General features: G+C 65.9%; 23 protein-coding genes and 1 pseudogene. 16 read left to right on the forward strand and 8 right to left on the reverse strand.

The window, feature by feature from the left end; all coding sequences use genetic code 11:
- Positions 1 to 32: 32 nt before the first annotated feature.
- The 3 genes from CFR72_RS04020 to tsaD all read right to left on the reverse strand — a co-directional run bounded on the left by CFR72_RS04020 (position 33) and on the right by tsaD (position 2897).
- On the reverse strand, positions 33 to 518 hold the full coding sequence (locus CFR72_RS04020) for a glutathione peroxidase (protein WP_110912757.1): 486 nt from the start codon (positions 516 to 518) through the stop codon (positions 33 to 35).
- A 167-nt stretch (positions 519 to 685) separates the two neighbouring features.
- On the reverse strand, positions 686 to 1702 hold the full coding sequence (locus tag CFR72_RS04025) for an NAD(P)H-dependent glycerol-3-phosphate dehydrogenase (RefSeq protein ID WP_408869956.1): 1017 nt from the start codon (positions 1700 to 1702) through the stop codon (positions 686 to 688).
- Positions 1703 to 1787: 85 nt separating this feature from the next.
- Positions 1788 to 2897 carry a tRNA (adenosine(37)-N6)-threonylcarbamoyltransferase complex transferase subunit TsaD gene (gene tsaD / locus CFR72_RS04030; RefSeq protein ID WP_110912758.1) on the reverse strand — a complete coding sequence of 370 codons (1110 nt, stop codon included), beginning with the start codon at positions 2895 to 2897 and terminating at the stop codon, positions 1788 to 1790.
- A gap of 71 nt (positions 2898 to 2968) precedes the next feature.
- Between tsaD and hemC the strand changes: the two genes are divergently transcribed.
- Entirely contained in the window at positions 2969 to 4045 is a 1077-nt protein-coding gene (hemC, locus tag CFR72_RS04035; RefSeq protein WP_110912759.1) for a hydroxymethylbilane synthase, read from the forward strand.
- Entirely contained in the window at positions 4035 to 4793 is a 759-nt protein-coding gene (locus CFR72_RS04040) for a uroporphyrinogen-III synthase (protein WP_244182164.1), read from the forward strand. Before hemC ends, CFR72_RS04040 begins: the two co-directional genes overlap by 11 nt.
- Positions 4794 to 4883: 90 nt before the next feature.
- Here CFR72_RS04040 and secB read toward each other — a convergent pair whose 3' ends face one another.
- Positions 4884 to 5423, reverse strand: a complete 540-nt coding sequence (secB, locus tag CFR72_RS04045) for a protein-export chaperone SecB (protein WP_110912760.1) — start codon at positions 5421 to 5423, stop codon at positions 4884 to 4886.
- Positions 5424 to 5650: 227 nt separating this feature from the next.
- On the opposite strand from secB, the gene CFR72_RS04050 reads away from it, so the two are divergent.
- The 5 genes from CFR72_RS04050 (at position 5651) to CFR72_RS04070 (ending at position 10864) form a co-directional block, all read left to right on the forward strand.
- The gene (locus CFR72_RS04050; RefSeq protein WP_110912761.1) at positions 5651 to 6334 is read left to right on the forward strand and encodes a Tim44/TimA family putative adaptor protein; all 684 of its coding nucleotides are present in this window, start codon (positions 5651 to 5653) and stop codon (positions 6332 to 6334) included.
- 53 nt (positions 6335 to 6387) lie between these two features.
- The gene (gene mltA / locus CFR72_RS04055; protein ID WP_110912762.1) at positions 6388 to 7623 is read left to right on the forward strand and encodes a murein transglycosylase A; all 1236 of its coding nucleotides are present in this window, start codon (positions 6388 to 6390) and stop codon (positions 7621 to 7623) included.
- 41 nt (positions 7624 to 7664) lie between these two features.
- Positions 7665 to 8525, forward strand: coding sequence for a DNA-methyltransferase (locus CFR72_RS04060; protein WP_110912763.1), 861 nt, complete (start codon positions 7665 to 7667; stop codon positions 8523 to 8525).
- Between the two features lie 114 nt (positions 8526 to 8639).
- The gene (locus CFR72_RS04065) at positions 8640 to 10061 is read left to right on the forward strand and encodes a cytochrome-c peroxidase (protein ID WP_171789945.1); all 1422 of its coding nucleotides are present in this window, start codon (positions 8640 to 8642) and stop codon (positions 10059 to 10061) included.
- Between the two features lie 209 nt (positions 10062 to 10270).
- Positions 10271 to 10864 carry a Smr/MutS family protein gene (locus tag CFR72_RS04070; RefSeq protein ID WP_233045090.1) on the forward strand — a complete coding sequence of 198 codons (594 nt, stop codon included), beginning with the start codon at positions 10271 to 10273 and terminating at the stop codon, positions 10862 to 10864.
- Between the two features lie 131 nt (positions 10865 to 10995).
- Here the strand turns inward: CFR72_RS04070 and CFR72_RS04075 are convergent, their stop codons facing one another.
- Both CFR72_RS04075 and hemF read right to left on the reverse strand, forming a co-directional pair.
- The gene (locus tag CFR72_RS04075) at positions 10996 to 12063 is read right to left on the reverse strand and encodes a hypothetical protein (protein ID WP_244182165.1); all 1068 of its coding nucleotides are present in this window, start codon (positions 12061 to 12063) and stop codon (positions 10996 to 10998) included.
- A gap of 162 nt (positions 12064 to 12225) precedes the next feature.
- Entirely contained in the window at positions 12226 to 13137 is a 912-nt protein-coding gene (hemF, locus tag CFR72_RS04080) for an oxygen-dependent coproporphyrinogen oxidase (RefSeq protein ID WP_110912790.1), read from the reverse strand.
- Positions 13138 to 13363: 226 nt separating this feature from the next.
- Between hemF and CFR72_RS04085 the strand changes: the two genes are divergently transcribed.
- Together CFR72_RS04085 and CFR72_RS04090 are read left to right on the forward strand one after the other, a co-directional pair.
- A complete protein-coding gene (locus tag CFR72_RS04085) occupies positions 13364 to 14182 on the forward strand; it encodes a cytochrome c1 (RefSeq protein ID WP_110912765.1) in 819 nt (272 codons plus the stop codon).
- A complete protein-coding gene (locus CFR72_RS04090) occupies positions 14172 to 15080 on the forward strand; it encodes an S-methyl-5'-thioadenosine phosphorylase (RefSeq protein ID WP_110912766.1) in 909 nt (302 codons plus the stop codon). Before CFR72_RS04085 ends, CFR72_RS04090 begins: the two co-directional genes overlap by 11 nt.
- Positions 15081 to 15218: 138 nt before the next feature.
- Here the strand turns inward: CFR72_RS04090 and CFR72_RS04095 are convergent, their stop codons facing one another.
- The gene (locus CFR72_RS04095) at positions 15219 to 15881 is read right to left on the reverse strand and encodes a dienelactone hydrolase family protein (protein ID WP_110912767.1); all 663 of its coding nucleotides are present in this window, start codon (positions 15879 to 15881) and stop codon (positions 15219 to 15221) included.
- Positions 15882 to 16345: 464 nt separating this feature from the next.
- Here CFR72_RS04095 and groES point away from each other — a divergent pair, with 464 nt between their 5' ends.
- The 3 genes from groES to CFR72_RS04110 all read left to right on the forward strand — a co-directional run bounded on the left by groES (position 16346) and on the right by CFR72_RS04110 (position 18884).
- Positions 16346 to 16636 (forward strand): co-chaperone GroES, encoded by a 291-nt coding sequence (groES, locus tag CFR72_RS04100; RefSeq protein ID WP_110912768.1) that lies wholly within the window; start codon positions 16346 to 16348, stop codon positions 16634 to 16636.
- A 57-nt stretch (positions 16637 to 16693) separates the two neighbouring features.
- A complete protein-coding gene (gene groL / locus CFR72_RS04105) occupies positions 16694 to 18343 on the forward strand; it encodes a chaperonin GroEL (protein WP_110912769.1) in 1650 nt (549 codons plus the stop codon).
- Between the two features lie 337 nt (positions 18344 to 18680).
- On the forward strand, positions 18681 to 18884 hold the full coding sequence (locus tag CFR72_RS04110; protein ID WP_003618203.1) for a cold-shock protein: 204 nt from the start codon (positions 18681 to 18683) through the stop codon (positions 18882 to 18884).
- Between the two features lie 23 nt (positions 18885 to 18907).
- Here CFR72_RS04110 and CFR72_RS04115 read toward each other — a convergent pair whose 3' ends face one another.
- Complete coding sequence (locus CFR72_RS04115) at positions 18908 to 21871, reverse strand: ATP-dependent DNA helicase (RefSeq protein ID WP_110912791.1); 2964 nt, start codon at positions 21869 to 21871, stop codon at positions 18908 to 18910.
- Between the two features lie 129 nt (positions 21872 to 22000).
- On the opposite strand from CFR72_RS04115, the gene CFR72_RS04120 reads away from it, so the two are divergent.
- The 4 genes and pseudogenes from CFR72_RS04120 to CFR72_RS17965 form a co-directional block, all read left to right on the forward strand.
- Entirely contained in the window at positions 22001 to 23617 is a 1617-nt protein-coding gene (locus tag CFR72_RS04120; RefSeq protein WP_110912770.1) for a lysine--tRNA ligase, read from the forward strand.
- A 160-nt stretch (positions 23618 to 23777) separates the two neighbouring features.
- Positions 23778 to 25748, forward strand: coding sequence for a lysylphosphatidylglycerol synthase domain-containing protein (locus tag CFR72_RS04125; protein WP_244182167.1), 1971 nt, complete (start codon positions 23778 to 23780; stop codon positions 25746 to 25748).
- Positions 25749 to 25926: 178 nt separating this feature from the next.
- On the forward strand, positions 25927 to 26589 hold the full coding sequence (locus CFR72_RS04130; protein WP_227744544.1) for a MarC family protein: 663 nt from the start codon (positions 25927 to 25929) through the stop codon (positions 26587 to 26589).
- Positions 26590 to 26684: 95 nt separating this feature from the next.
- Positions 26685 to 26807, forward strand: a pseudogene (locus tag CFR72_RS17965) (IS5/IS1182 family transposase); the annotation flags it as partial.

Below are 26807 nucleotides of genomic sequence, written 5' to 3' on the forward strand. Positions count from 1 at the left end.
GCCGCACCCGTGGCCGCGCGGTGATGGCGGCATCAGTGGTCCATGACGGCGCGTTCGACCGCCATGCGGACGCGACGGGATTCGGGCGAGGTGATGGACGAAAACCAGTTCACCAGCGTGCCGTCGCGCCCGATCAGGTATTTGTAGAAATTCCACCGTGGCCGCGCGAGGAAGCCGCCCTGCTGCGCCAGCCAGCGGAACAGCGGAATGGCCTGCGGCCCGCGCACATGGCACTTTGCCGCCAGCGGGAAGGTGACGTGGTAATTGCGTTCGCAGAACGCGCCGATTTCCTGCGCAGTGCCGGGTTCCTGCGCGCCAAAATCGTTCGACGGCACGCCAATCACCATCAGATCATGGCTGCGCCATGTCGTCCACAGTCCCTGCAATCCCTCGTACTGGGGGGTGAAGCCACATTTCGATGCCGTGTTGACAATCAGGATCGGCTTGCCACGCAGGGTAGAAAGGTCGATCGGCTCTCCGCTCAGGGCGGGCAACGTGAAGTCATACGCACAGGTCATGGGAATTGCTCGGGCTTGGAAACAGGGATGCCGCGTGGCCAGCGGCCTTGGGGGATAGGCGAAGATTCGCCCCCCGCAGTCAAGACCCCTGCCACGCGAAGGCAGGCTTTGCACGGGGGATTTGTGTAAAACCCCTGTAACGTGTGATCCCGACATGGGGGCATGCGTCACGCGATTGCCGCGAACTCCTGCCCCACCGGACGGCTCATCAGGCGCGTGCGTGCGTCCGGCAGGTCGATTTCCCCCGCCAGCAGCAGGGCCACGGTCTCGATGATCGGGACGCAGACCCCGCGCGCGCGGGCAAGGGCCAGCAGCGCGGGCGCGGTGGTCACGCCCTCCACGACTCCGCCACCATGGGCAAGGGCCTGCTCCAGCGTCCTGCCCCGCCCCAGCGCGAGGCCCAGCGTGGAATTGCGCGACGCCGCCCCCGTGCAGGTCAGGATCAGGTCCCCGATTCCCGCCAGTCCCGACAGCGTTTCCGCCCGTCCGCCCAGCGCATGCGACAGGCGGCCGAGTTCGGCGAGGCTGCGGGTGATCAGCGCCGCGCGCGCGTTTTCACCAAGGCCCGCGCCGATCGTGGCGCCGGCGGCGATGGCGATGACGTTCTTTGCCGCGCCACCGACCTGCACCCCGGTGGGGTCATCGCTGGCATACAGGCGAAAGGACGGCGTCGTCAGCAGGTCGGCAAGTGCGCGCGCCTGTGTCGCGCTGGCGCAGGCCAGCACTGAGGCGGCGGGCAGGCCACGGGCGATCTCATGGGCGAAGTTCGGGCCGGACAGCACGCCATGCGTCACGCCGGGATGGACCTGCGCCATGATCCCGGTCGGCAGCAGGCCGGTCGCAAGTTCCACGCCCTTGCAGCACGCGATCATCGGCGCGACGGGGGGCACGCGCGCGCAGACACCGCGCAGGTGCTGCGTCGGCACGGCAAGGAGGATCGCATCGGCGCGCGCCGGCATTTCGCCGGACAGGGTGACACGGTCCGGCAGGGGCGCATCGGGCAGGCGGGGCAGGATGCGCGTGTCCGGCAGCGGTTCGGCCCGACGCGCCCACAGATGCACATGCGCGCCCGCCCGCGCCGCCTGTATCGCAAGCGCGATGCCCCATGCCCCCGCGCCGATGACGGCGATATGCGCGCTGTTCATGCCCGTGTGCTCCTGTGGTGGCGTATCGTGACCGCACAGGCATGCGCCCGAACGCGCGCGGCATGCAAGCGTGGAGGAGCGGGCCCGGCGATGACGCCGCATGCGACCGGGCGGGAAGGTCGTGTCAGTCCGCCGTACCCGCCGGGGCGAAGCGTGCGGCCATGTCCGACAGGGGCCAGCGCGGGCGCGGGCGCAGGGCGATGTCATCGGGAACGGGCAGGCCATGCGCCCGTGCTTCGTGCATCGTCTCGATCGCGGCCCAGGCCACCATGACCGCATTGTCCGTGCACAGCCGCAGCGGCGGGGCGGCGAACGGCAGGCCCCGCGCCCGCGCGATCTCCGTCAGGCGCGCGCGCAGGGACGTGTTGGCCGCCACCCCGCCCGCCGCGACCAGGCCCCGCGCATCGGGCATCATGTCCAGCGCATGTTCGATTCGGTCGGCCACGATATCGCTGACCGCCATCTGGAAACTTGCAGCCAGACCCGCCGCCACGTCATGCGGCAGGGCCGCGCGGTCATAGGGGGCAAGTTTCTGCGCCACCGCCGTTTTCAGGCCGGAAAAAGAGAAATCGCATCCCGTCCGCCCCATCAGCGGACGTGGCAGGGCAAAGGCGGACGGGTCGCCGTGTCGTGCGAGGGCCTCGACCGCCGGGCCGCCGGGCCAGCCAAGGCCGAGCATCTTGGCCACCTTGTCAAACGCCTCGCCCGCCGCGTCGTCGATCGTGCCCCCCAGCCTGCGGTACCGGCCCACGCCCTCGACCGCGATGCACTGGCAATGTCCGCCCGACACCAGCAGCAGGAGGTAGGGGAACGGCGCGCCATCGGGCGTGATCCCCGGCAGGCGGGCCGTCAGGGCATGGGCCTCGATATGGTTGACGGCAATGAACGGGCGCCCCAGTGCAAGGGCAAGTCCCTTGGCGAAGTTCGCGCCGACGATCAGGCCCCCGATCAGGCCGGGGCCACAGCTTGCGGCGATCGCGCCGATGCCGGCGGGTTTCATCCCGGCCCGGTCCAGCACGTCGCGCACCAGCGCGGGCAGCGCGCCGAGGTGCGCGCGCGCCGCGATTTCGGGCACGACCCCGCCGAATGGCACATGTCCGGATTGCGTTAATGTCGCCTCTGCCATGATGGTGCCGTCGGCCGAAACGATGGCGCAGGCCGTGTCATCGCAAGAAGATTCAATCGCCAGCACGGGTGATGGCAGGTCGGGTGCGGGGGCTGGGCGCTGGCTCATCGTGCAAAATACCGTCCGTTCGGGGCGAATGTCATCTTTCCTTTATCGCGATGGGGTAATAGACACGCGATATGGATTTCGCAAAGTCTTCCGCCCCAGCTCCGTCGTCCGCGCTGCAGAAAGTCGCGGCCGAGGCCGCTGCACGCCAGCGAAAGGACGCCCCCCGCGCCGAGCCGCACCGCAGGCAACTGCCGCTGAAGGTGGGAACGCGCGCGTCCCCGCTGGCACTCGTGCAGACGCGCGCGTTCCTGACGGTGCTGACGCGCTTCTGCCCGGTCCTGCGCGACATGGGCGCGTTCCAGGAACACCAGATCAGCACGACGGGCGATCAGGTGCTCAACCGCAAGCTGGCGGAAATTGGCGGCAAGGGGCTGTTCGCCAAGGAAATCCACGAAGCCCTGCTCGACGGGCGGATCGATTTTGCGGTCCACAGCCTCAAGGACCTGGAGACGACGCTGCCGCCGGGGCTGGTGCTGGCGTGCACCCTGCGGCGCGAGGATGCGCGCGACGTGCTGATCCTTGGCCCCGACTGCCCCACGCCCGACCCGATGGACCCGTATTCCGCGCTTGCCCCCGGTGCGCTGGTGGGATGTGCGTCCGTGCGGCGGCAGGCGCAGATGCTGCATGTCCGTCCCGACCTGCGGTTCGGCCTGCTGCGCGGCAATGTGCAGACGCGCCTCGACAAGCTGGCGGCGCGGCAGTGCGACGCCACCCTGCTGGCGCTGGCGGGCCTGCGTCGCCTGGGGATGGAGGATCGCGCCGACGTCATCCTCGATCCCACCATCATGGTGCCCGCCGCGGGGCAGGGGATCGTCGGTGTGACGGTGCGCGAAAGCGATATCGAACTGCGCGAACTCCTTGCCGCGATCGAGGATTACGAGGCCCGCGCCGTCGCCACGGCGGAGCGCGCGCTGCTTGCGGAACTTGACGGGTCGTGCCGCACGCCGATCGGCGGGTATGCGCGCCTGATCCCGGTGGTGGCCGGTGGCGCGCCGGAACTGCACCTGACGGGCCTTGTCGCGCGGGAGGACGGGTCCTTCCTGCTCAAGCGTTCCATCAGCGGTGCGCCGTCCGATGCCGCGCGCCTTGGCCATGCGCTGGGCCGCAGCCTGCGGGCCGACAGCCCGCCGGACATCTTTGCCGAATAGGCCCCACGCGCCGCCGTCGCGTGACAGGGCGGGCGTGCTGGTGACGCGCCCGCCCCCCGGCCTTGCCGAAACGATGGAAGCCACTGCCGCGCAGGGGTGGCGTCCCGTTGCCGCCCCGATGCTGGATATCGTGTCGTGTCCACTGGCGCCGGGCGGTGCCGCCCCGCCGGCAGCGCCGCCGCAGGCCGTGGTCGTGACCAGCAGCCAGGCCATCTCCGCCATTGCATTGCCGGACCTTGTGAACATCCCCTGCTATGCCGTCGGGGCCGCGACCGCGCGCCGGGCGCGCGCCGCCGGGTTTGTCCATGTGCAGGTCGCGCCCGAAGGCACGGCGGAGGGGCTGGGCCGGATGCTGCTGGCATGCGTCGTCCCGTCGGCGGGGGCGTTGTTGCTGGCGATGGGGCGGGGATACGGCATGGACCTTGCCCGTGGCCTGCGCGATGCCGGATTCCGGGTCCGGCGGCGCGTGGTCTATCGCGTGACGCGGCGCAGGCGGCTGGATGCACGCGCCGGTGAGATGCTGCGACGGGGGCAGGCGGGGGCGGTGCTGTTCTACTCCCCGCGCACGGCGCAGGCGTTCATGGAGGCGTTGACGTCCGCCCTGCGCATGGCGCTGGTGCAGGTGCGCGCCATCGTCATTTCCGCACGCACGGCCCATGTGCTCGACGCGGCGCAGTGGAAGTCGGTGGAGGTCGCCCCCACCCCTGACAGTGCGGGCATGCTCGCCTGCCTTGGCGCGCGGGGCTGAGGGGCAGGGCACAAAAAAGCCCGGCGGGGTGATCCCGCCGGGCCTGTGCCTCCGTCACGACGAAGCGCGCCGGTTGGAAGGGCGCCGGTTTCAGGCGTGTCCGGCGGCCTGCGCGAAGGTGTTGCGCTTGTGGTGCCACAGTGCCGCGAAATCGACGGGCTGCAGCAGGACCGGCGGGAATCCGCCATCGCGCGTCGCGTCATTCACGATGTTACGCACGAACGGGAAAAGCAGGCTCGGGGTTTCGATTTCGAGGATCTGCTCAAGGATGTGTTCGGGCGCCCCCGTTACCGTCACCAGCGCACAGTAGTACAGTTCGACAATGAACACCTGACGGGCGGCCGCCTGCGTGTCCGGGGTCACGGGCGGCAGCGATGCCTCGATCTTCGTGTGCAGGGTCACCTCGTACAGGGGCTGTTCACGGGTGATCTGCCGTGCCTGCACGTCGATCTGCGGCTGCATGGTGGGGGTTTCCGTCTGCAACTGCTGGAAGATCAGCGGCGCATTCGGAACCTCGAACGAGAGATCCTTGACGTACTGGATGTTGATCGTCCTGAAGATCTGCGGAGCGGCCTGTTCCTCCTGCGGTGCGTCGGCGTTCTTCGGAAGGTCGGAAGGCTTGTCGGTCATGTGGCTCTTTGTTCCCTGAGACGGAAAAGGGGGAAGGAAAACGGGTGTTCCAAGCCGGTAGCATGCCTCCACGCGTTCGCCAACCATGTCGCGTCGTGGTGCAATTCCCGCGATATGCGCATTAAACGCTTCTGTCGCATTGTCTTGGCAGCGGGCGTTGCCTATGTTTGCCGAAGGATTTTTTTAACGGGTCGGGGTTCTCCCGCTCGCGGGTATGGACAGGCGGCATGGATTTTCTATTCGGGCATTTCCCCCTTGATCTGGTGTTCCTGGGGCTGATCGCCGTGTTTCTGGTGCTGCGCCTGCGGGGTATCCTGGGCCGGCGTGTCGGCGCCGAACCCGCGCCGCAGCCGATACGTCCGGCGGCCGCCCCCGCCCCGGTGATCGAGGGGACGCCCGAACCCGTGGCGCCTGCCACGACCTATGACATTCCCACGCCCGATACCCGCGTGGGGCAGGTGCTGTCCGCGATTGCCGCGCGCCAGCCGGGATTTACGCCCGACAGCTTCATCAGGGAGGCGGAGGCCGCCTTTCGCCAGATCGTCCATGCCTATGCCGTGGGCGATGTCGAAACCCTGCGCCAGCACCTGACCGAAAGCACGTTTACCGCGTTCGAGGCCGCAATCGTTTCGCGCCAGCAGGCGCATGAGACCATGCGCAGCGAGATCCGTGACATCACCGACATGGCGATCACGGATGCGGAACTCTCCCCCGATGCCAGCGTGCCGTATGCCCGCATCGAGGTGCGTATCGTGTCCGACCAGGTCAGCGTGACGCTCGACCAGAACGGGCAGCCGGTCGCGGGTGTGGATGCCGTGACCGAGTTTTCGGACCTGTGGACGTTCGAACGGATCCTCGGCGTTGCCGTCACCGGCGCGCAGTGGCGTCTTGGCGCCAGCCGCAGCGCCTGACCTTCCCGCCTTCCTCCCAAGAAACACCAGCCAGAGACTGTTCCCGATTGACCATGAAGCCTGTACCTGTTCTTGCGTCGGCGCTCCTGTGTGCGTGCTATGGCCTTGCCCCGCAGATGGGGCTCCGAACCGCCCATGCGGCCTCCCACGGGCAGAACAGGTTTCCCGCCAAGACCAAGGCCATTTCATTTGCAAAGGTTCCGGGCTGGGATGCCGACAGTACGGCGCAGGCGCTTTCGGTCTTTGTGGAGGAATGTCACAAGCTCGGCTCCCTGCCGGCTGACAGCGCGCTTGGCGATGGCACGGCCCGGGTGGGCAACCATGTCGGCGACTGGCTGGCGGCGTGCGATGCCGCGCGCAGGGTCGCACCCGATAGTGATGCCGCGGCGCGCGACTTCTTCCAGACATGGTTCCGGCCCTACCGCATCGGCACGCCCGACCGGCAGGGGACGCTGTTCACCGGGTATTACGAACCTGAAATCCGTGGCTCCCTTAAACGCGGCGGGATCTACCAGACCCCGGTCTATCGCCGGCCGGCCGACCTGCAGCGCGTGCGCGACGCACAGGGCCACATGCAGACCGGCCGGTGGGAAGGCAAGAAATTCGTCCCCTACGCCACCCGTGCGCAGATCGATGGCGGGGCGCTTGCGCATCACAAGCTGGAACTGCTGTGGGTGGCCGACCCGGTTGACCTGTTCTTCCTGCAGGTGCAGGGCGCGGGGCGTGTGCGCCTGCCCAACGAGAAGGTCGTACGCCTCAGCTTCGACGGGCATAACGGGCAGCCCTATGTCCCGCTTGGTCAGGTGATGGTGCAGAAGGGCTACCTTGAGGAAGGCCATGTCAGCCTGACGGCGATTCGCGCCTGGCTGGAGGAGCATCCCGAACAGGCCCGCAGCGTGATGGAGCAGAATCCCAATTACGTCTTCTTCACTGAACTGCCGTCGGACACCACCGATGTGGGGACGCCGGGTGCGCTGGGCGTGCCGCTGACGCCGGGGCGTTCGCTGGCGGTGGACCGCCATGCCATCCCGCTGGGTGCGCCGGTGTGGATCGATACGGCCGTCAATGCGTCGGGCCATGTGGAAGCGTGGAAACGGCTGGGATTCGCGCAGGACCTGAGCCGTGACGTCAAGGGAACCGGAAGCGTGGACCTGTATCTTGGCTGGGGTCCGGAGGCGGCGCAGGATGCCGCGGCCCAGCATTCCGTTGGCCAGTTGGTCGTGCTGCTGCCCCGCAAGGCGGCGCAGGATGCAGGGAATGGCAGGGACTCCGGGGATAACGCACCCTGACCGGTCACGACCGATCGCGCGACAACAAGGGGTAGAGAACCATGGCCGGGCGGTCCACCACCACGGCGGCCGGCCCACAGGGGCCCGTGCCGCCACGCACCATACGTTATCGCGAGGGGCCGCACCAACTGGTGCGCGGCGACTGCCTGAAGGTCCTGCGCCGGATGCCGGCCGACAGTGTCGATGTCGTGGTGACATCGCCGCCGTACAATATCGGCCTGCGCTACAGCACCTATAACGATACGCTTGATGAACAGGGCTATCTCGACTGGATGGTGGCGATCGCACGCCAGGTCCGGCGCGTGCTGAAACCTGACGGGTCGTTCTTCCTCAATATCGCCGGGTCATCGGCGCAGCCATGGCTGCCGTTCGAACTCGCGGTAAGGCTGCGCGCGCTGTTCGCGCTGCAGAACCATATAAGCTGGGTGAAGTCGATTTCGATCGGGACGGAAACGTTCGGCCATTTCAAGCCGGTCAACAGCCACCGCTATCTCCATCGCAACCACGAACACCTGTTTCACCTGACCCGGTCGGGGAATGTGAACCTCCGGCGGCTTGATGTCGGCGTGCCCTATATGGACAAGTCGAACATCGCACGCCGCGGGCACCGGCAGGACCGGCGCTGCCGGGGGGATACGTGGTTCGTCCCGTATGAAACGGTGCAGGGCAGGGCGCAGAAATACAACCACCCCGGCACCTTCCCCGTCAGCCTGCCGCAGATGTGCATCCGCCTGCATGGCCGCCCCGATGCGGTGGTGCTGGATCCCTTCATGGGGACGGGTACGACCATTGTCGCCGCCCTGCGCGAAGGGGCGCGTGGAATCGGCATCGACCTTGACAGTGGCTATGTCGAGATCGCGCGCGAACGCGTGCGCGCGGCCCTGCGTGAAAGCGGCGCATGAGGCGCATTCCCGGTTATTGATTTTTTCACTTGTTTTCATTGAAACGATTATTTTGACAAATGCTCCGCCGATCGGTCAGAACATCCCCGAACACAGACGGGGGAATACAGGGACATGTCGGTAAGGAAGGCGATTCTGGGGATCGTGGCCGCCGGGGGCGTAGCGTACGGCGGCACTGTCGCCTATCTGACCCATTTCGATCATGAAACGGCGCCCGCGCCGGCAGGGGCGGGTGTCGATGCCGTTTCGGCCACGGCGCTGAACGTCCTGCGCGAGGCGCGGTGCGATTACTGTCACGCGGCGAAGGTGGAACTGCCGTTCTATTTCAAGGTGCCGGTGGCCAACCAGTTGATGAACCGCGACCGCGACCAGGGCCTGCGCCATTTTCGTGTCGAGCCCGTGATCGAGGCCCTGCAGACCGGCAAGGTCCCCGGCGAGGAAGCCATGGCCCGGATCGAGGAAGTGGTGCGCCAGAACCGCATGCCGCCCTCGCTGTACCTGCTGATGCACTGGCATGCCCGCATGTCCACCGAACAGCGTGACGCCGTCCTGTCATGGATCGCGCAGGAACGGCGCGAACATTACGCAACGCCGGGGGTTGCGTCGCGCTTTGCCGCCGAACCGGTGCAGCCCGTGCCCGAATCCCTGCCTGTGGATGCGAACAAGGTGGCGCTGGGGCAGCGGCTGTTCTTTGAAAAGAAGCTGTCGGAAAACGGGGAACTGAACTGCGCAAGCTGCCACAGCCTGCAGCATGCCGGCATGGACGGCCTGGTCACCGCGACGGGCATCTTTGGGCAGAAGGGGCCGATCAACGACCCGACGGTGTTCAATGCCGCGCTGAACAAGAGCCAGTTCTGGAACGGGCGTGCCGCGACGCTGGCGGATCAGGCGGCGGGGCCGGTGATGAACCCGCTGGAAATGGGATCGCATGACTGGAACGCCGTGGCCGACCGCCTGCGGGCCGATCCGACCTATGTCACGGATTTCCAGACCGCCTTCGGCAGTGCGGACATCAACCAGGATACGATCACCGCTGCGATCGCCGAGTTCGAAAAGACGCTGCTGACGCCCGACAGCCGGTTCGACCAGTACCTGAAGGGCGATGACACCGCGCTCAACACGCAGGAAAAGCACGGCTACGAACTGTTCAAGAATATCGGCTGCTCCGGCTGTCATACCGGCGCGTCGATGGGCGGGCAGGCGTTCGAGGTCATGGGCCTGGAGGGTGACTATTTCGCCGCGCGTGGCGGGGCGATCACCGACGCGGACAAGGGACGCTTTACCGTCACCCACCAGCAGCAGGACATGGAACGCTTCAAGGTGCCCAACCTGCGCAACGTGGCCCTGACCGCGCCGTATTTCCATGACGGCAGCGTCAAGACGCTTGATGGCGCGGTGCGGGACATGGCGCGTTACCAGACGCCGGACCACGATATCTCCGACCAGGACGTGGCCGACATCGTCGCCTTCCTCAACACCCTGACGGGCAAGTATCAGGGACAGACCCTGACGCTGGAACAGCCCGGCGCGCAGTAAGGACTTTCTGGCCTGCCGCCGCCAACGGCGTCCTGCCGGTTCTGGCCCCTTCGCATCATGCGGCGGGGTTTTTTGATGCCGGCATGGCAGTATGTCATGATAAGGAACGGCGACAGGATCCCATCCTGTCGTGTGGCGCATGTCTGGCTGTTTTGCGCGTCATCATCTGCCGGGAAAACGGGAATAGCGGGCGCGGGAGGAAGGTGAAGGTGCGGCGGCGTCGGATACTCAATCAGGATGAGCAGGCGCTGTGGGCGGCCTTTACGCAGGATATTTCGCCCTTGCGCCCGGCCCGCGCCGCGCCGCGCGCGCCACTGTCGGCCCCGCAGGGGGCATCCCCGGCGCAGGAGGGCGCGCCAGCATCGAAGATGGCGGTGCCTGCCGATGGCATCCGCCGCCTCACCCCGCCCGGACTGCACCAGCGGTCCATTCATGGCAGGACAGACCATGACCGTGCGCTTGAAATCGGGGTCCGGCGTCCCGGCCTTGACGATACAAGCTGGCGCGGGCTGGTCAGCGGACGGCTGCGTCCGCAGCGGCGGCTGGACCTGCATGGGCAGATCGCGCAGACGGCGTTCTATCGCCTGCATACCTTCCTGTTGCAGGCGCGGGCCGACAATGTGCGGTGCGTGGAAATCATCACCGGGCTGGGCAGTGGCGTCAATGGCGGCATCCTGCGCCGCGAACTTCCGCTATGGCTGGGGCGTGCGGATCTGCGGCGCTTCATCCTTGCGGTGGTGCATCCGCATGCGGCCAACCAGGGGGCGGTCCGGGTACTGCTGCGTCGGCAGTCGCGCGCCTGAGAGGCTGTTCCGAAAGAGACAAAAGTTTCTGGGTGCCCCCTTTTGATCGGAAAACGCGGCGTTCTTTGAAGCTTCTTGAAAAAAGCTTCACCAAAAACTTTTATAATTTCAATGGGCTACGGGTGCCGCCCTCAGCCCATGCGCCAGTCGGGCAGGTGGGTCGAAAGCCAGCGCCGCAGCGCCATGATGGAGGTCACATCGCCCGCCATCTGACGGTAGGACGCCGTGCATGCCTCCGCATCAAGCAGCCTGCGTCCCGTGCTGCCGGCCATGGTGCGGATGTCCGCGCCGTCGATGGCAATGTCGGTGGCGTGACGCCATTCCGCGACCAGCGGCGGCGGGGTCAGCATCGGCAGCACCAGCCCGATATCCAGCGACGCCGCCCCGGCCAGCGCCGTCCACGCCCCATAGAGCAGGGTGGACAGGGCCGAATGGTTTTCACGCAGCAGCACGTCATGCATGCATGGCACGTGCTGCCCGCCGATATCGAGCGCCACGCTGTCGGTCAGGGTAAAGAGCGCGGGATAGCCATCATGCGACAGGGCCTCGATCGCCGTGCGCGTTTCGGCGGACCCCTGCGGGTAGAGGATCTGGATCACATCGACCTGGTTGTCCCGCAGCGCCGTGATCGCATCCGTGACGCTGGCAAGGCCGGGCACGGGAATGGGACGCAGGCCGAACAGCGTCATGCCAAGGACGGTCGGCAGTTCGATGCCCGTCAGGGTGGACACCGCGATGCGCACCGGGCGGTCACGCATGAAATTTTCAAGGTTGTGGTGAAGCTGCGCGCGCCCGATCACCACCGGCGACAGCAGGCTGAAGAACAGGGGCAGCCAGCGGGTGTAATCGAAATGGATGCGCGGCGCCCCCGACAGGGCGGCGACCAGTGCCGCCCCCGGCACCGCCAGCGCGGTGGTCCCATCGGGCGGGGTCTGGGTATCGAACAGGTTGGCCGCCGTGACGCCATCCTGTCCCACGGTCATGCGGGTTGAAACCACCTGCCCGTGGCCGAAGGCGCGTTCAAGTTCCGGGGCCAGCAGGTTGCCCCACCGTCCCGCCGGGCTGCCCCTGTCGCCACCCAGCAGGAGTTGCGGGCTGGTGACCGACTGCGCCTGCGCCGGCAGCCGCTTGGGGGGCAGTTCGGAGGCCCTTGCCCGTCCCGCAAGGGCCGCCGCCGCGAAGGGCAGGGCCGCGAGCACGAAATCCCGGCGCCGTATCACATGCCCGCCCGGCCGTGCGGGCCGGACGGGGCATGGGGATGATGGGTCATCTGGTGGGGGTGGGGACAAGTTGTGGCTACTCCGCGTCATCGGGTTGGGAACGGGATGCTGGCCGCGCATTGCGGCAGCCATGCGGCCAATTTAGGGCCAGCGCACCTCCGGGGGAAGGCTCATCAGGATGGCTTCGGTATTCCCGCCGGTTTTCAGGCCGAACAGGGTGCCGCGGTCATGCAGCAGGTTGAACTCCACATACCGTCCGCGCCGGATCAGTTGCGCCTCCCGCTGGGCGGGGGTCCATGGTTCCATCATGCGGCCGCGCACGATGTCGGGATAGGTTTCGAGGAAGCCAAGCCCCACGTCACGGGTAAAGGCGAAGTCGGCATCGGCGTCGCCGCTGTGCAGGCGGTCATAGAAAATACCGCCAAGCCCGCGCGGTTCGTTGCGGTGGGGCAGGTGGAAATACCTGTCGCACCAGTCGCGAAAGCGCGGATAATATTCGGGGTCGTGCTTTTCGCACGCTGTGCGGAACCCGTCATGGAAACGCCGGGCGTCGGCAATGGCCTCCGCACTGTCGGGAAACATCGGCGTGATGTCGCCGCCGCCACCGAACCAGCCTTCGGTCGTGACGATCATGCGGGTGTTGAAATGCGCGGCCGGGACCAGCGGGCTGCACATATGCGCAACAAGGCTGATGCCGGTTGCAAAAAAGCGCGGGTCTTCGGACGCGCCGGGGATGGAGTGGCGGAATTCCGGGCTGAACATGCCCGACACGGTGGAGACGTTGACCCCCACCTTTTCAAACACCCGCCCGCGCATCAGGCTGATGACGCCGCCGCCGCCGGGGGATCCGTCCTCATTCGTGCCCCGGTTCCATGGCGTGCGTTCGAAACGGCCCGGCGCGCTGCGCCCGTCAAGCGTGGGGGCATCGTCGCGCGCGGCCTCGTCCTCGATCTGTTCAAAGGCGGCGCAGATACGGTCGCGCAGGCTTTCGAACCATGTGCGGGCCGCCTCCTTCATGGTGTCATGGGCAAGGGGCGGGCGGGCGTTGGTCATCTGGGTCATTGTTTTCAGGTCTGGCTTCAGCTCTGGGTCCGTGAAAGGGTATGGGTGCCTGTTTGTCCTTTCGATTGCAAGACAGGTCGTGCCGCCGCTAGGAAAAGGCAACGGCGGCGGGTATGTTCGGCGCCAGATGAACACGCGGGTTCCTGCCCGGTGCCGATACGGACATGACCGGACCAAGATGCTGCCTTTTCCTGCCTGTGACGAAGCCTGAACCCGGATGATACGGTTCCTGCCTTTCCTTCCGGCCGCGCCGGGTCCCCGCCCGCGCGCCCTCCGCGCCGCTGCTGCCTGCCTTGTCCTGTCGGCCCTCGCCACGGGGCAGGGCAGTCCCGCGCGCGCGCAGTCCGCAACCCCGGTCCCGCCCCATTCGTGGAGCTTTACGGGACCGCTGGGCACGTTCGACATGGCGGCGGTGCAGCGCGGATACGTGGTCTATGACCATGTCTGTTCCTCCTGCCACGGCATGACGGCGCTGACCTATGGCGATCTTGGTGGCATGGGCCTGACGGAGGAGCAGGTGCGCCGCATCGCCCATGCGCATCAGGTGCCCGCAGGCGTGGATGCGGCGGGCAAGCCGGTGAAGCGCCCGGCCACCGCCGATGACCACCTGCGTTCGCCCTATGCCACGCCTGCCATTGCGGCGGCGGCCAACCATGGCGCGCGGCCGCCGGACCAGTCGCGGCTGGAGATGGTCTATCCCGGCGGGGCGGATCGCATGCGCGCGCTGCTGCTGGGATACGGGCAGGCCCCGCCGCCGGGCACGCAGGTCCCGGCGGGCAGTTTCTATAACCCCTATGCCGTCAACGGGCTGATCGCCATGCCGCCGCCGCTGCATGATGGCGGCGTGACCTATGCCGACGGCACGGCCCCCACCGCGGCGCAGCAGGCCGATGATGTCGTCACGTTCCTGACGTGGGCGGCCCATCCCCATCTGGAGGAACGCCACCGCACGGGTGTGCGTGTCATCGTGTTCCTGCTGGTCCTGCTTGTGCTTACCTTCTGTCTGAAACGGAGAATATGGTCCGATGTCCACTGAACCCGCCCACCCGTCTGATGTGATCGAGCCCGTCATCGGCCTGATCGGAGGCTCCGGCCTGTATGACATCGAAGGGCTTGAAGACAAGGAATGGCGCACGGTCGAAACCCCGTGGGGCAAGCCGTCGGACCAGTTGCTGTTCGGCCGGCTTGATGGCGTGCGCTGCGTGTTCCTGCCGCGCCATGGCCGTGGCCACCAGCTGCCGCCGACGCGCCTGAACTACCGCGCCAATATCGATGCGCTGAAGCGTTCGGGGGTGACGGACATCGTCTCGCTCTCCGCCGTGGGATCGCTCAAGGAAGAACTGCCGCCGGGCCATTTCGTGGTCATCGACCAGTTCATCGACCGTTCGTTCGCGCGCGAAAAGACGTTCTTCGATACGGGCTGTGTCGCCCATGTCAGCATGGCCGACCCGCTATGCCCGCGCATTGGCGACGTCCTCGAAGGGCAGTGCCGGGCGCTGGGGCTGGATGTCACGCGCGGCGGCACGTACCTGGTGATGGAAGGGCCGCAGTTCTCCACCCGCGCGGAAAGCAACCTGTATCGTTCATGGGGATGCTCGGTCGTCGGCATGACCAACATGCCCGAAGCCAAGCTCGCCCGGGAGGCGGAGATGTGCTACGCCACCGTCGCGATGGTGACCGACTATGACTGCTGGCACGATGGTCATGACAGCGTGACGGTCGATGCGGTGGTCAAGGTGATGCAGGAAAATTCCAGCCGGGCGCGTGCGCTGGTGCGTGCGGTCATCCCGCAACTGGGCAAGCCGCGTGGCCCGTGCCATGCCGGATGTGACCGTGCGCTGGAACATGCCATCATCACCGCGCCTGACAGCCGCGATCCCGCCCTGCTGGCGAAGCTGGATGCGATCGCGGGACGGGTGCTCGCACGCGGCTGAGGCTGCTTGTGCCCATCCCTTCTTGGGGGATGGGCAAGACTGAAATCATTTAAAAGTTTTTGGGTACCGCCTTATTTCCAAAAAGGCGGTGTATTTCGAAGCTTTTTGGAAAAAGCTTCACCAAAAACTTTTATTCATTTACAGCCAGTGCTCGAAAAAGCTGAGCGTGCGCTGCATCGCAAGTGTTGCGGCGGTTTCGTTGTAGCTGGCGCGGTCGGTGCAGCCGAAGCCGTGATCCGCCCCTTCATAGACAAAGATCTCGATATCTTCGTGCGCGGCGCGGATGGCGTCGATGTCGCCGGACGGGATGTGGGCGTCATCCGCCCCGAAATGCAGTTGCACCGGGCAGTTGGGCGTCAGCGCGCGTTCCGCCGCGATCCCCCCGCCATACCATCCCACCGCCGCGGCGAAGGTGGTGGTGCGGCATGCGGCTTCCCACGCCAGCGTCCCGCCCCAGCAGAACCCCATGATCCCCTTCTTTTCCGTCGTCAGCGCATCCGCCGCGGAGGTAAGGTCCAGGAGTGTCCCCTCCAGCGGTGTCTGCGCGCGCAGGGCAAGCCCTTCCTTCATCCCTTCGGCGGAATAGGGAAGGATCACGTCACGGCGCGCCCGGTCGAAAATCGCGGGTGCGATGGCCTGATACCCTTCGCTCGCCAACTGGTCGCAGACGGCGCGGATATAGGGGGTGACGCCAAAGATTTCCTGCACCACCACCACGGCGCGCCGCGCATCGGGACGCCCCGCGCGATAGGCGGAAAATTTGTGCCCGTCCGTGGCGGTCAGGGTGATGATCGATCCCATATATGTCTCCCTCTGGTGTGGGCTGGTCGTGCATGATGTGACGACCCCATGCGGCCATCGGTGAAGGCCAGACCTATATCACATTCACCGCCGCCCCTGACACAGGCGGTACCGCGGGTGTGATGACGGCGTGCGCGGGACTCGGGCGGTGGCGCGGGGTGCAGGGGACGCATGCAGCCCGTGCGGGGCCGGGGGCGGTGGTGAAGGAATGTTGTTAACATATTGATTTAAAATAATATTTTATGGATTGGCCTGCGCCCCCATGCGGGCCGCGTCGTGGGGATGGGAAACTTGATCGTGAATCCTGCTGCTTCCCTTGACACCCAAAAGAGGTCTTCCTATCTGCTCTTTAGCACTCTCATGAGGGGAGTGCTAACGCGATGCGGCCTGGCGCGCGCGCCAAACCGGTGGCGTTGCTTAATTCAAGGGCGTTACCTTTTTTAGATTATGGAGCGATCCATCCAATGACGAAATTTCGTCCCCTGCATGACCGCGTGGTTGTCCGTCGCCTCAAGAGCGAGGAAAAGACAGCCGGTGGGATCATCATCCCCGAGACCGCCAAGGAAAAGCCGATGGAAGGCGAGGTTATCTCGGTCGGAGCGGGTGCCCGCAACGAACAGGGCCAGATCGTTGCCCTCGACGTCAAGGCTGGTGACCGTGTGCTGTTCGGCAAGTGGTCCGGCACCGAAGTCACGATCGATGGCGAAGAGCTGCTGATCATGAAGGAAAGCGACATCATGGGCGTTGTCGCCTGATCTCGCGCACCTGCGTCTGATTCGAAAAAATAACCTTTCCTACTGGAGAAAATGAAAATGGCTGCCAAGGACGTAAAGTTCGGCGATGAAGCACGTCGGCGCATGCTGCGTGGCGTGGATATCCTGGCCGATGCGGTCAAGGTAACACTGGGTCCGAAGGGACGTAACGTCGTCCTCGACAAGAGCTTTGGCGCACCGCGCATCACCAAGGACGGTGTCTCGGTCGCCAAGGAAATCGAACTGGCTGACAAGTTCGAGAACATGGGCGCGCAGATGGTGCGCGAAGTCGCCAGCAAGACCAACGACATCGCCGGTGACGGCACGACCACCGCGACCGTCCTGGCGCAGGCGATCGTGCGCGAAGGTGCCAAGGCCGTTGCCGCCGGCATGAACCCGATGGACCTCAAGCGCGGCATCGACAAGGCTGTCGGCGCGGTTGTCGAGGAACTGAAGAAGAACACCAAGAAGATCACGACGCCTGCCGAAACGGCGCAGGTCGGCACGATTTCCGCCAACGGCGAAAAGGAAATCGGCGAAATGATCTCGCAGGCCATGCAGAAGGTCGGCAGCGAGGGCGTGATCACCGTCGAGGAAGCGAAGGGCCTGCACACCGAACTCGACGTGGTCGAGGGCATGCAGTTCGATCGTGGCTACATCTCCCCGTATTTCGTGACGAACGCGGAGAAGATGACCGTCGATCTGGACAACCCCTACATCCTGATCCACGAAAAGAAGCTGTCGTCGCTGCAGCCGATGCTGCCGCTGCTCGAGGCGGTGGTGCAGTCGGGCCGTCCGCTGCTGATCATCGCCGAGGACGTCGATGGCGAGGCGCTGGCGACCCTGGTGGTCAACAAGCTGCGTGGCGGCCTGAAGATCGCCGCGGTGAAGGCTCCGGGCTTTGGTGACCGTCGCAAGGCGATGCTCGAAGACATCGCGATCCTGACCGGTGGGCAGGTCATCAGCGAAGACCTGGGCATCAAGCTCGAAAGCGTCACGCTGAACATGCTGGGCACCGCGAAGAAGGTGCACATCGACAAGGAAAACACCACGATCGTCGAGGGTGCGGGCGAAGGCGAGGCCATCAAGGGCCGTTGCAGCCAGATCCGTGCGCAGATCGAGGAAACCACCTCCGACTACGACCGTGAGAAGCTGCAGGAACGCCTTGCGAAGCTGGCCGGTGGCGTTGCGGTGATCCGCGTCGGTGGCTCGACCGAGATCGAGGTGAAGGAACGCAAGGACCGCGTCGATGACGCGCTGCATGCGACCCGCGCCGCGGTTGAGGAAGGCATCGTCCCCGGTGGTGGCACGGAGCTGGCGCGTGCGTCCACGACGCTGGGCCACCTGCACTTCCACAACGAGGACCAGCGCGTCGGTGCGGGCATCATCCGCAAGGCCCTGCAGGCTCCGCTGCGCCAGATCGCCCACAACGCGGGCGAGGACGGTGCGGTCATCGCCGGCAAGGTGCTGGAGAACGAAACCTATGCGTTCGGCTTCGACGCGCAGGAAGGCACCTACAAGGACCTGGTCGCGGCTGGCATCATCGACCCGATGAAGGTCGTGCGCACCGCGCTGCAGGATGCGGCGTCGGTTGCCGGCCTGCTGATCACCACCGAGGCGATGGTGGCCGAGCGTCCGGAAAAGAAGGCGCCTGCGATGCCGGAAGGCGGAATGGGCGGCATGGGTGGCATGGGCGGCATGGATTTCTGATCCAGCCCCCACCCGGGACAACAGGGTCCGGGAAAAAAGGGGGAGGGTGGTTTCCGGCCGGGACCGCCTTTCCCCTCCATTTCCGGCCCTGCAGGACGCAAAAGGAGGGAAGGCGGCATGTCCGTCTTCCCTCTTTTTTTGTCATCATGAACTTTTTTTTTAGAGATGCGATTTGACAAGGGGCAGCTATTCATGCTGCCCCTATAGGCAGCACGAACGACGTGAAATCCGACTGGGTGTTTTTTCCGGATGCCCTGTTTTTTTCATGACCGTAAAGGCGAGAGCCCGAATTCCCGGTATTGGGACCGGCAAAGAGGCGCAGGAGAGTATATCGGCTATGGCAACCGGAAAAGTTAAGTGGTTCAACGCGACCAAGGGTTTTGGATTCATCATGCCTGACGATGGTGGCAAGGACGTGTTCGTGCACATCACCGCAGTGCAGGCCGCTGGCCTGCGTGGCCTGGATGAGAACCAGGCCGTCAGCTACGACATCACGATGGAACGTGGCAAGGCGGCGGCAAGCAACCTCAAGCCGCTGTAAGCCTTCGCAGGCTTGCCGAAGGATCACGGTGCTGGCGGGACGTCTGGCGTTCCGTCACCGGTTTGAAGAAACCGCGTGATCTCTCGCGCCGCATGGGCCAGTCCCATGCGGTGAACCGCGACCCCCGGCGGGAACGCGGACAGCAGGCGCGACGGGGTGCGCCGGTCCAGCAGGACGAAGACCCCACGATCCGTCTCGCTACGGATCAGCCTGCCAAAGGCCTGGCGCAGGCGCAGGCGCGCGATGCGGTCATCATACCGCGATGGCGCCCCACCCGACAGATGGATGCGTCGTTCGCGATGCAGGATATCGGGACGCGGCCACGGCACCCGTTCAAACACAACCAGACGCAACGCCTGTCCGGGCACATCCACGCCGTCACGCATGGCGTCGGTCCCCAGCAGGCACGAATTATGTTCGCTGCGGAAGATGTCCACCAGCGTCGCATTGTCCATCGGATCGACATGCTGCGCATAAAGCGGAAGGCCCGCCATCTCCAGCGGTCCGGCAAGCCGCGCATGGACATCGCGCAATCGTGATATCGCCGTGAACAGACCCAGCCCCCCACCGCCAGACGCCTCGAACAGGGTGCGATAGGCCCCGGCCAGTGAGGCCGGATCGTCATGGGCGACATCGGTGATGATGAACGCACGGCTCTGCCTGCGGTAATCGAACGGACTGGCGAGCGAGGCGCGAAGTGCTGGCATCGGCAGGTGCGTCGCGCCCGACCGGGCTTCGGCCGCTTCCCATGCGCGTTCGGCCTCGTCCTCGTCCGTGGTGTCGTTTTCATCGCGCAGGGTTGCCGATGTCACCAGCAGCCCATGCGCGGGCGCCGCCAGCACGGCGGAAAAGGGAATGGTCGGGTCCAGCCAGTGGCGGTACAGCCCCACGTCACGCTCGCCGGGTTTCTGGCCTTCGCGCCGGTCAAGGCGGATGAAGTCGATATATTGCGGCACCTGCCCCGGTTCGGCCACATGCTCCGTCCCCACGGCGCCCAGCATCGCGACCCAGCCATCCAGCCGCGCCAGCGCACGTTTGCGGATGGCGCGGATCGCGGCCTCGATGCGTTCGCGCGATGCACTGTCGAGTTGTTCCGCATCTTCCTCCAGCCGTTCCCCAAGCCGGTTGACCAGCGTGCGCAGCGGCGTGGACAGGCGCTCCAGCGCGCGGGCGAGCGTGCGTGCGGCTTCGACCAGTTCTTCGGGAACGGGATGGAGGTCACATTCCACGGCACCGCGCCGGTGGGCATTCGGGCCGCCGTGCGTGCGCGCCAGCGCCTGCCGGCGCAGCAGCACCAGCAGGGCCTCGGTCGGGTTCGACAGGACGGGTTCAGGTTCCACCACCATGGGGATCAGGTCGCCCTGTGGCGGCGGGATGTCGGGGTCTTCGGGCGGCTGGGGCTCCGGCGCGTCCGCATCGGCCAGGCGGGCGGACCATCCGGGGGCGGGCAGGGCGTGGGCAGCCATCAGCGCGGCATCCAGCGGGGTTTCAAGCTGCGGCATGCCAACCACAAGGTCATCAAGCCGCCGCTTCAGCCCGCGCGCGCGCGACCGCGCCCCTTCCGCCCCCAGCAGCCAGCGGCGCAGTTCGGCCGCCTCCAGCCCCGACAGTTCGGTGGAAAACGCGCTGTCGGCGGCATCCATCAGGTGATGGCCTTCGTCAAAGACATAGCGCGTGGGGATATTGTCCTCATTGCCGGTTCCTGCCCCGTCGAGCGCGTGCCATGCCGCCTGCGACATGACGAGGGCATGGTTTGCGATCACAAGGTCGGCCGTGCGGGCGCGGCGGATGGAATGTTCGACAAAGCAGCGCTGGTAATGCGGGCAGGCGCCATGGATGCATTCCCCCCGCCGGTCCGCGATTCCCGCCAGCAGGCCGCGCCCGAACAGGTCGCCAAACCACCCCGGCAGGTCGCCGCCCGCGATGTCGCCATCGCCACTGGCCATTGCCCAGCGGGCGATCAGGCACAGCCCGATCATCGCCCCTGCCGCCTTGGGGCCGCGTGACAGGGCGATGTTGACCGATTCCTCCATGTTGAGGAGGCACAGGTAATTTTCCCTCCCCTTGCGGATCACGACATGTTCGCGCCGCACGGCGGGTTCGGGATACAGCCGCGACAGTTCCGATTCGATCTGGCGCTGCAGGTGGCGGGTATAGGTGCTGATCCATACGGCGGCGTCATTGCGCCGGGCCCACACACTCGATGGCGCGATATAGCCCAGCGTCTTGCCCGTGCCGGTCCCGGCCTCGGCCAGGACCATGTGCGGCGCGCCCTGCTGCGCGCGCGGGGCGAAGGCGGCGGTGGCCACGTCCGCAAAATCCGCCTGTCCCGCACGGGTGCGCGCATTGGGGCCAAGGATCTCGGTCAGGCGGGCGCGGGCCTCCGCCGGGGTGACGGGATGCGGGCCGGGCGGCGGCCGGGGGGCGGTATCCTCCCACTTGGGCAGGGAGCGCCAGACGCGGATGGCATCATTGGGCTGGATCTGTTCGGCCGGGATTTCCGCCCCGACACGCAGCGCGTGGCACACGCTCTCCACCCAGGCCCAGCCCATCTGGCGCATCTTGAACGCCAGCGCCGCCATCATCGGGCCATGCGGGCCATCGTGCTGGCGCGCGATGCGTCCGAGCAGGTCGTCGGCCATGTCCAGCAGGAGGTCGGCCTCCGCACTTTCGATACGGGCGAGCGGGAAATCCAGCGCGCGGGCCAGTCCACGCACCGTAGGCGGCACGGTCCGCGCGGGCATGGCGAAGGCGAACAGTTCCAGCAGGTCCAGCCATGGCGTGGGCTGCCCCGGTGGCGGCAGGTCGAGGCGGCGCGCGGTGGCGGGCGCATGGATGACCACGGGCGCGGGCCAGTGCGCAAGTTCGCGCCGCACCTCGTCATGCGAAAGCGACAGGATCTCCCCGTCGGGCGTCAGGACCGAACAGGCGTCATGTCTGACGATCAGGGCAGGCGCGGTATCCGGCAGGGACGGTGGGGCTGTCATGATCGTGAACATATAGGGCACATGTGCCCCGATGTCGCCTGTTCCCTGTAACGGAAGTTATCTTTGGTGCCGATTATGGTGTAAGGTGATGATTGACCCGCCCTTCCGCAATTCATAGCTTTCGGCCCCATGTCAGAACAGTATCGCATTCCCTCCTCCCCGCTGCCCAAGGCATGGCCTTTCGAGGAAGCCGCAAAACTCGCGGCCCATGTCGGCGACAGGCCCGTCAGCGCCGAACGTCCCGTCCTGCTGGAAACGGGATACGGGCCATCGGGCCTGCCGCATATCGGCACGTTTGGCGAGGTCGCGCGCACGTCATGGGTCCGCCAGGCCTTTACCGCCATCACGGGCAAGCCGACGCGCCTGCTGGCGTTTTCCGATGACATGGACGCTCTGCGCAAGGTGCCCGACAATGTCCCCAACCAGGACATGCTGCGCCAGTATATCGGCCGGCCACTGTCGCGCGTGCCCGACCCGTTCGGCACGCATGAATCGTTTGCCGCCCACAACAACGCCCGGCTTCAGGCCTTCCTCGACAGTTTCGGCTTCGATTACGAATTCGCGTCCTCCACCGCCTATTACGAAGGGGGGCGTTTCGACGCGGCCCTGAAACGCGTGCTGGAGGTGCATGACGAGATCGTGGCCGTCATCGCCCCCACGCTGGGGGCGGAACGGCGCGCCACCTATTCCCCCGTCCTGCCGATCCATCCGCGCACCGGGCAGGTGATGCAGGTGCGCATGGATGCGATCGACCCGGTCGCGGGCACCGTGCGCTGGACCGATGAGGACGGCGAGACGTTCGAGACCCCGGTGACCGGCGGCCATGCCAAGATGCAGTGGAAGGCCGACTGGGCCATGCGCTGGTATGCGCTGGGTGTCGATTACGAAATGTCGGGCAAGGACCTGATCGACAGCGTGCGCCTGTCGGGCAGGATCTGCCGCATCCTTGGCGGCCGCGCCCCGGCGGGCCTGACCTATGAACTGTTCCTTGATGAAAACGGGCAGAAGATTTCCAAGTCCAAGGGCAACGGCATTTCGGTGGAGGAATGGCTGCGCTATGCCCCGCCCGAAAGCCTGGGGCAGTATATGTTCAACGCCCCGCAGCGGGCGAAGCGCCTGTTTTTCGACGTGATCCCCAAGGCGACGGACGAATACCTCGCCAACGTGACGCGCGCGCTGGCGGCGCAGGAGGCGGATGACCCCGCGCTGTGGACCAACCCGGCATGGTTCATCCATGCAGGCCACATCCCCGCCAATGCAGGCAGCCCGATCACGTTCGGCATGCTGCTCAACCTCGCCAGCGTGGCCAATGCCGAAACGCCGGACGTGCTGTGGAAATTCATCCAGCGCTATGACGCCGACGCCTCGCCCATGCGCGATCCGATGCTGGCGCGGCTGGTGGACCATGCGATCGTCTACTACGCCGATTTCGTGCGGCCGACGAAACATTACCGTGCGCCCGAGGGCAAGGAAACCGCCGCCCTGTCCGACCTGGCGGAGGCCCTGCGCGGGATGGATGCGGCCACCGCCACGCCCGACGATTTCCAGAACCTGGTGTTCGAGATCGGCAAGCGGCATGGCTTCGAGCCTCTGCGTAGCTGGTTTGGCTGCCTTTACGAAGTCCTGCTCGGGCAGAAGGAGGGGCCGCGTTTCGGGATTTTCATCGCCCTTTATGGCGCCAGCGAGACGGTCGCCCTGATCGAGGCGGCGCTGACCCGAAGCGCGTCGCAGGTCGCACAATCGTAGGCGTGGCAGAGATTGCACGTGCGATGACTTCGCGTCCGATGGGACCGTATTTTCCGTGACGCCCGGCCTGCCCCCGTCACGCCAGCCCGGATCGTCCCCCGCCGCCGGGGGGAAGGAGGTGACTGGACTGCGCAGGTGGCTGCGGCACCTTCCCCATGCCATGGGGCTGGTGCTGATGGTTGCCGCCATCATCGTCGTGCAGCGGGAGATGCGCCACCTGCACTGGGCGGATATCCGTCACGCGCTGGCGGGAATTCCGGCCGCCACCCTGTGGGCGGGGGCGGGGATGACCGTCCTGTCCTATGTCGTGCTGTCTTTCTATGACTGGCTGGCGGTACGCCAGATCGGGCGCACGATGCCGTTCCGGCGCACCGCCTTTGCGGCGTTCTGTTCCTATGTCCTGTCGCACAACCTTGGCTTTTCGGCCATCTCCGGGGCTGCGGTGCGGTTTCGCCTGTATGGCAACTGGGGCCTGCGCCCGCTGGAGGTGGCGCAGATCATCGCATTCTGCTCCGCCACCTACCTGCTTGGTGCGGCGGTGCTGATCGGTGGTGTCCTGCTGTGGGAACCTGAAATGGTGCCGGTGGTGGGCGCGCGGGTGCCGCACCTGCTGCTGGAGGGGGTGGGCCTGCTGCTGTGGGGTGGGGTTGCGCTCTATATCCTGCTGGGCCGTCGCCTGAACGAGGTGACGCTGTGGCGGTGGACCATCACGTTCCCGTCCTCCTCCATGGCGGTGGCGCAGACGGTGGTTTCGGCGGCGGAGGTCGCGGCGACGGCGGCCATTGCCTACATCTTCCTCCCCGATGCGCCGGGCCTGGGCTATGGCGTGTTCCTTGCGATCTACATCGCGTCCTATACCGCAGGGCTGGTCGCCAGCGTCCCGGGGGGGCTGGGTGTCTTTGACGGGGCGATGATGCTTGCGCTGGGCAGTTACATGCCAAGCACCAGCATCATTACCGCCATCCTGATTTTCCGGCTGTTCTACTACATCATCCCTCTGTTCCTTGCGGGGGTGATGTTCGCGGGGCATGAACTGTTCCTGCGCGGGGATGCGGTGCTGCTGTCGCGCAAGGCGGGGAAGGACAGTCCCGCGCGCGGGCCGCGCACCGCCCGGCCAAGTGTCGTGATCCGCGAAAGCGAGGCGGATTTTTCCGTTGCCGTGGCCACCGGCGCGGTCTCGCTGTGCGGTGGGGTGCTGATCGCGCTGACCATCCTCGACCCCGAAACGTGGGACAATGCCGCAGGCAGGCTGCATACGCTGTTCGGCATGGCGGGGGATTACCTGCTGTCGCTGATTGGTGTCGCGCTGATCGGGCTGGCCATCGGCCTGTCGCAGCGCGTGACGCTGGCGTGGAAGGTCACGCTGGGCCTGCTGGCGGCGGCGGCGGGACTGACGCTGCTGCGGGGATCGCCCCTTGTCATCCCGGCCCTGATGGCGCTGGTGGCGATCCTGATCGCGCCGTTCCGCAATTCCTATTACCGCCATGCCAGGGTGCTGAGCGAACCGCTCTCCTTTCCCACGATCATGTCGCTGCTGCTGCTGATCGCCTGCGTGATCGTGCTGGCCTGTGCGGGGCCGCATGATGCGCTGGGTGGAAGCTGGTGGGAGATCATGCTGTTCGCGTCCTCCTCCGGCGTCGGGCGCTGGACGATGGGGCTGGCGGTCATGCTGTGGCTGCTGATGATCATGCGCCTGATCCGGCCCGGCCGCATCGCCATCATGCCATGGGATGGCGAGGGGCAGGCGCAGTACCACATGCTTGACCATGCCGTTGACGCGGTGGGTGTCGCGTGGATGCCCTCTGGCCTGATCGTGGGCGCGCGGGGGCAGGCGCTGCTGCCGTTCGTGCGGCGCGGGACGTTCCTGATCGGGCTGGGCGATCCCGCCGGCAATGCGGAGGACTGCGTCTCCGCCATCTGGTGGCTGCGTGACCTTGCGGTGCAGGAGGGACGCCAGCCTGCCTTCTGGTGCGTGGGGTCGATGTTCCTGTCGGTTTACAATGACCTCGGCCTGACGGCATGGCCGCTGCCTGGTCCGGCGCAGGAAGCCCATTCCCCCGGGGTGGAGACATTCTATCTGTGTGCACGTCCGACGGATGCGCGCCTTTTGCAATCGCTCATGCACAACTAGGGGTGGATATGGCGTGGATCAGCGGATAAAGGCATGTCTGTGAACGCGAAGACCGTTTCCCCCCGTGCATGACGGTAGTCCAGCCCGAGAAAAGGCATGAAGTGTGGCCGTTTCCCATGATGTTCTGAGTCATCTGAGCGTGCCCATTGGCCTGACCAGTGCGTCGGGCGCGTTCCTGATGGCGTTCCCGGCCCTGTTTTCCATCGTCAATCCGCTGGGTGCGGCGCTGATCTTCGCGCAGGTCACGGCAGGGCGCAGCAGGGCTGAATGTGTGGCGCTGGCGCGGACCGTGGCGTTCTATTCCGCCATGCTGATGATCGCCTCCATCTGGATGGGCGGGACGATCCTGTCCTTCTTCGGCATTACGATCGACGCGCTGCGCATCGCGGGTGGCCTGGTGGTGGCGGTGCGGGCGTGGTCGCTGTTGCAGGCGCCCGAAACCGAGGAGGCGCGCAAGCAGGCACAGGCCAGTCAGGGCGGCCTGAGCGCCACGCGGACCAACGGGATGGAACTGGCGTTCTTTCCGCTGACGATGCCCTTTACCGTCGGGCCGGGCACCATTGCCGTGGCCATTGCGCTGAGTTCCGAAGGATCGACCGGCGTCAGCACGGTTATGTTCTATGGCATCCTGTCCGCCGCGGCGCTGGCGGTGGCGTGCATCATCTGGATCGCCTATGCCTATGCCGAGCAGTTGATGAAGCTGCTGGGGACGACCGGGACGCGCATTGTCTCACGCCTTGTGGCGCTGATCCTGCTGTCGATCGGGGTGCAGATCCTGATTTCGGGCGTGCAGGGGGTCGTCATGTCGATGGCGCGCAATGTCGTGCAACTGACGCACTGACAAAAACAGGGAATAAAAATTTCTAGTGAAGCTTTTTCCAGGGCCTGTTGGGAATTATGCTTTTTTCAAGCATCTGCATATGATTCAAAGCCTGTATGGATCGCTTCGTACTGACAGACGCCCAATGGGCGAAAATGGAACCGCTGTGCCTTGGCAAGAAAACAGATCGCGGGCGCAGCGGGCAGGACAACCGTCTTTTCATCGAGGCAGTCTTATGG

The organism is Gluconacetobacter entanii (assembly GCF_003206495.1).
Taxonomy (GTDB): Bacteria; Pseudomonadota; Alphaproteobacteria; order Acetobacterales; family Acetobacteraceae; genus Novacetimonas; species Novacetimonas entanii.

Bases quoted from the DNA above. Each gene is read 5' to 3' on its own strand.
- tsaD (WP_110912758.1), bottom strand. From the start codon at position 2,897: ATGAGCCAGCGCCCAGCCCCCGCACCCGACCTGCCATCACCCGTGCTG.
- CFR72_RS04060 (WP_110912763.1), top strand. From the start codon at position 7,665: ATGGCCGGGCGGTCCACCACCACGGCGGCCGGCCCACAGGGGCCCGTG.
- CFR72_RS04130 (WP_227744544.1), top strand. From the start codon at position 25,927: ATGGCGTTCCCGGCCCTGTTTTCCATCGTCAATCCGCTGGGTGCGGCG.
- CFR72_RS04125 (WP_244182167.1), top strand. From the start codon at position 23,778: ATGGGGCTGGTGCTGATGGTTGCCGCCATCATCGTCGTGCAGCGGGAG.
- CFR72_RS04110 (WP_003618203.1), top strand. From the start codon at position 18,681: ATGGCAACCGGAAAAGTTAAGTGGTTCAACGCGACCAAGGGTTTTGGA.
- CFR72_RS04020 (WP_110912757.1), bottom strand. From the start codon at position 518: ATGACCTGTGCGTATGACTTCACGTTGCCCGCCCTGAGCGGAGAGCCG.
- secB (WP_110912760.1), bottom strand. From the start codon at position 5,423: ATGACCGACAAGCCTTCCGACCTTCCGAAGAACGCCGACGCACCGCAG.
- CFR72_RS04065 (WP_171789945.1), top strand. From the start codon at position 8,640: ATGTCGGTAAGGAAGGCGATTCTGGGGATCGTGGCCGCCGGGGGCGTA.
- CFR72_RS04090 (WP_110912766.1), top strand. From the start codon at position 14,172: ATGTCCACTGAACCCGCCCACCCGTCTGATGTGATCGAGCCCGTCATC.
- mltA (WP_110912762.1), top strand. From the start codon at position 6,388: ATGAAGCCTGTACCTGTTCTTGCGTCGGCGCTCCTGTGTGCGTGCTAT.
- CFR72_RS04095 (WP_110912767.1), bottom strand. From the start codon at position 15,881: ATGGGATCGATCATCACCCTGACCGCCACGGACGGGCACAAATTTTCC.
- groES (WP_110912768.1), top strand. From the start codon at position 16,346: ATGACGAAATTTCGTCCCCTGCATGACCGCGTGGTTGTCCGTCGCCTC.
- hemC (WP_110912759.1), top strand. From the start codon at position 2,969: ATGGATTTCGCAAAGTCTTCCGCCCCAGCTCCGTCGTCCGCGCTGCAG.
- groL (WP_110912769.1), top strand. From the start codon at position 16,694: ATGGCTGCCAAGGACGTAAAGTTCGGCGATGAAGCACGTCGGCGCATG.
- CFR72_RS04120 (WP_110912770.1), top strand. From the start codon at position 22,001: ATGTCAGAACAGTATCGCATTCCCTCCTCCCCGCTGCCCAAGGCATGG.
- CFR72_RS04115 (WP_110912791.1), bottom strand. From the start codon at position 21,871: ATGACAGCCCCACCGTCCCTGCCGGATACCGCGCCTGCCCTGATCGTC.
- hemF (WP_110912790.1), bottom strand. From the start codon at position 13,137: ATGACCAACGCCCGCCCGCCCCTTGCCCATGACACCATGAAGGAGGCG.
- CFR72_RS04050 (WP_110912761.1), top strand. From the start codon at position 5,651: ATGGATTTTCTATTCGGGCATTTCCCCCTTGATCTGGTGTTCCTGGGG.
- CFR72_RS04085 (WP_110912765.1), top strand. From the start codon at position 13,364: ATGATACGGTTCCTGCCTTTCCTTCCGGCCGCGCCGGGTCCCCGCCCG.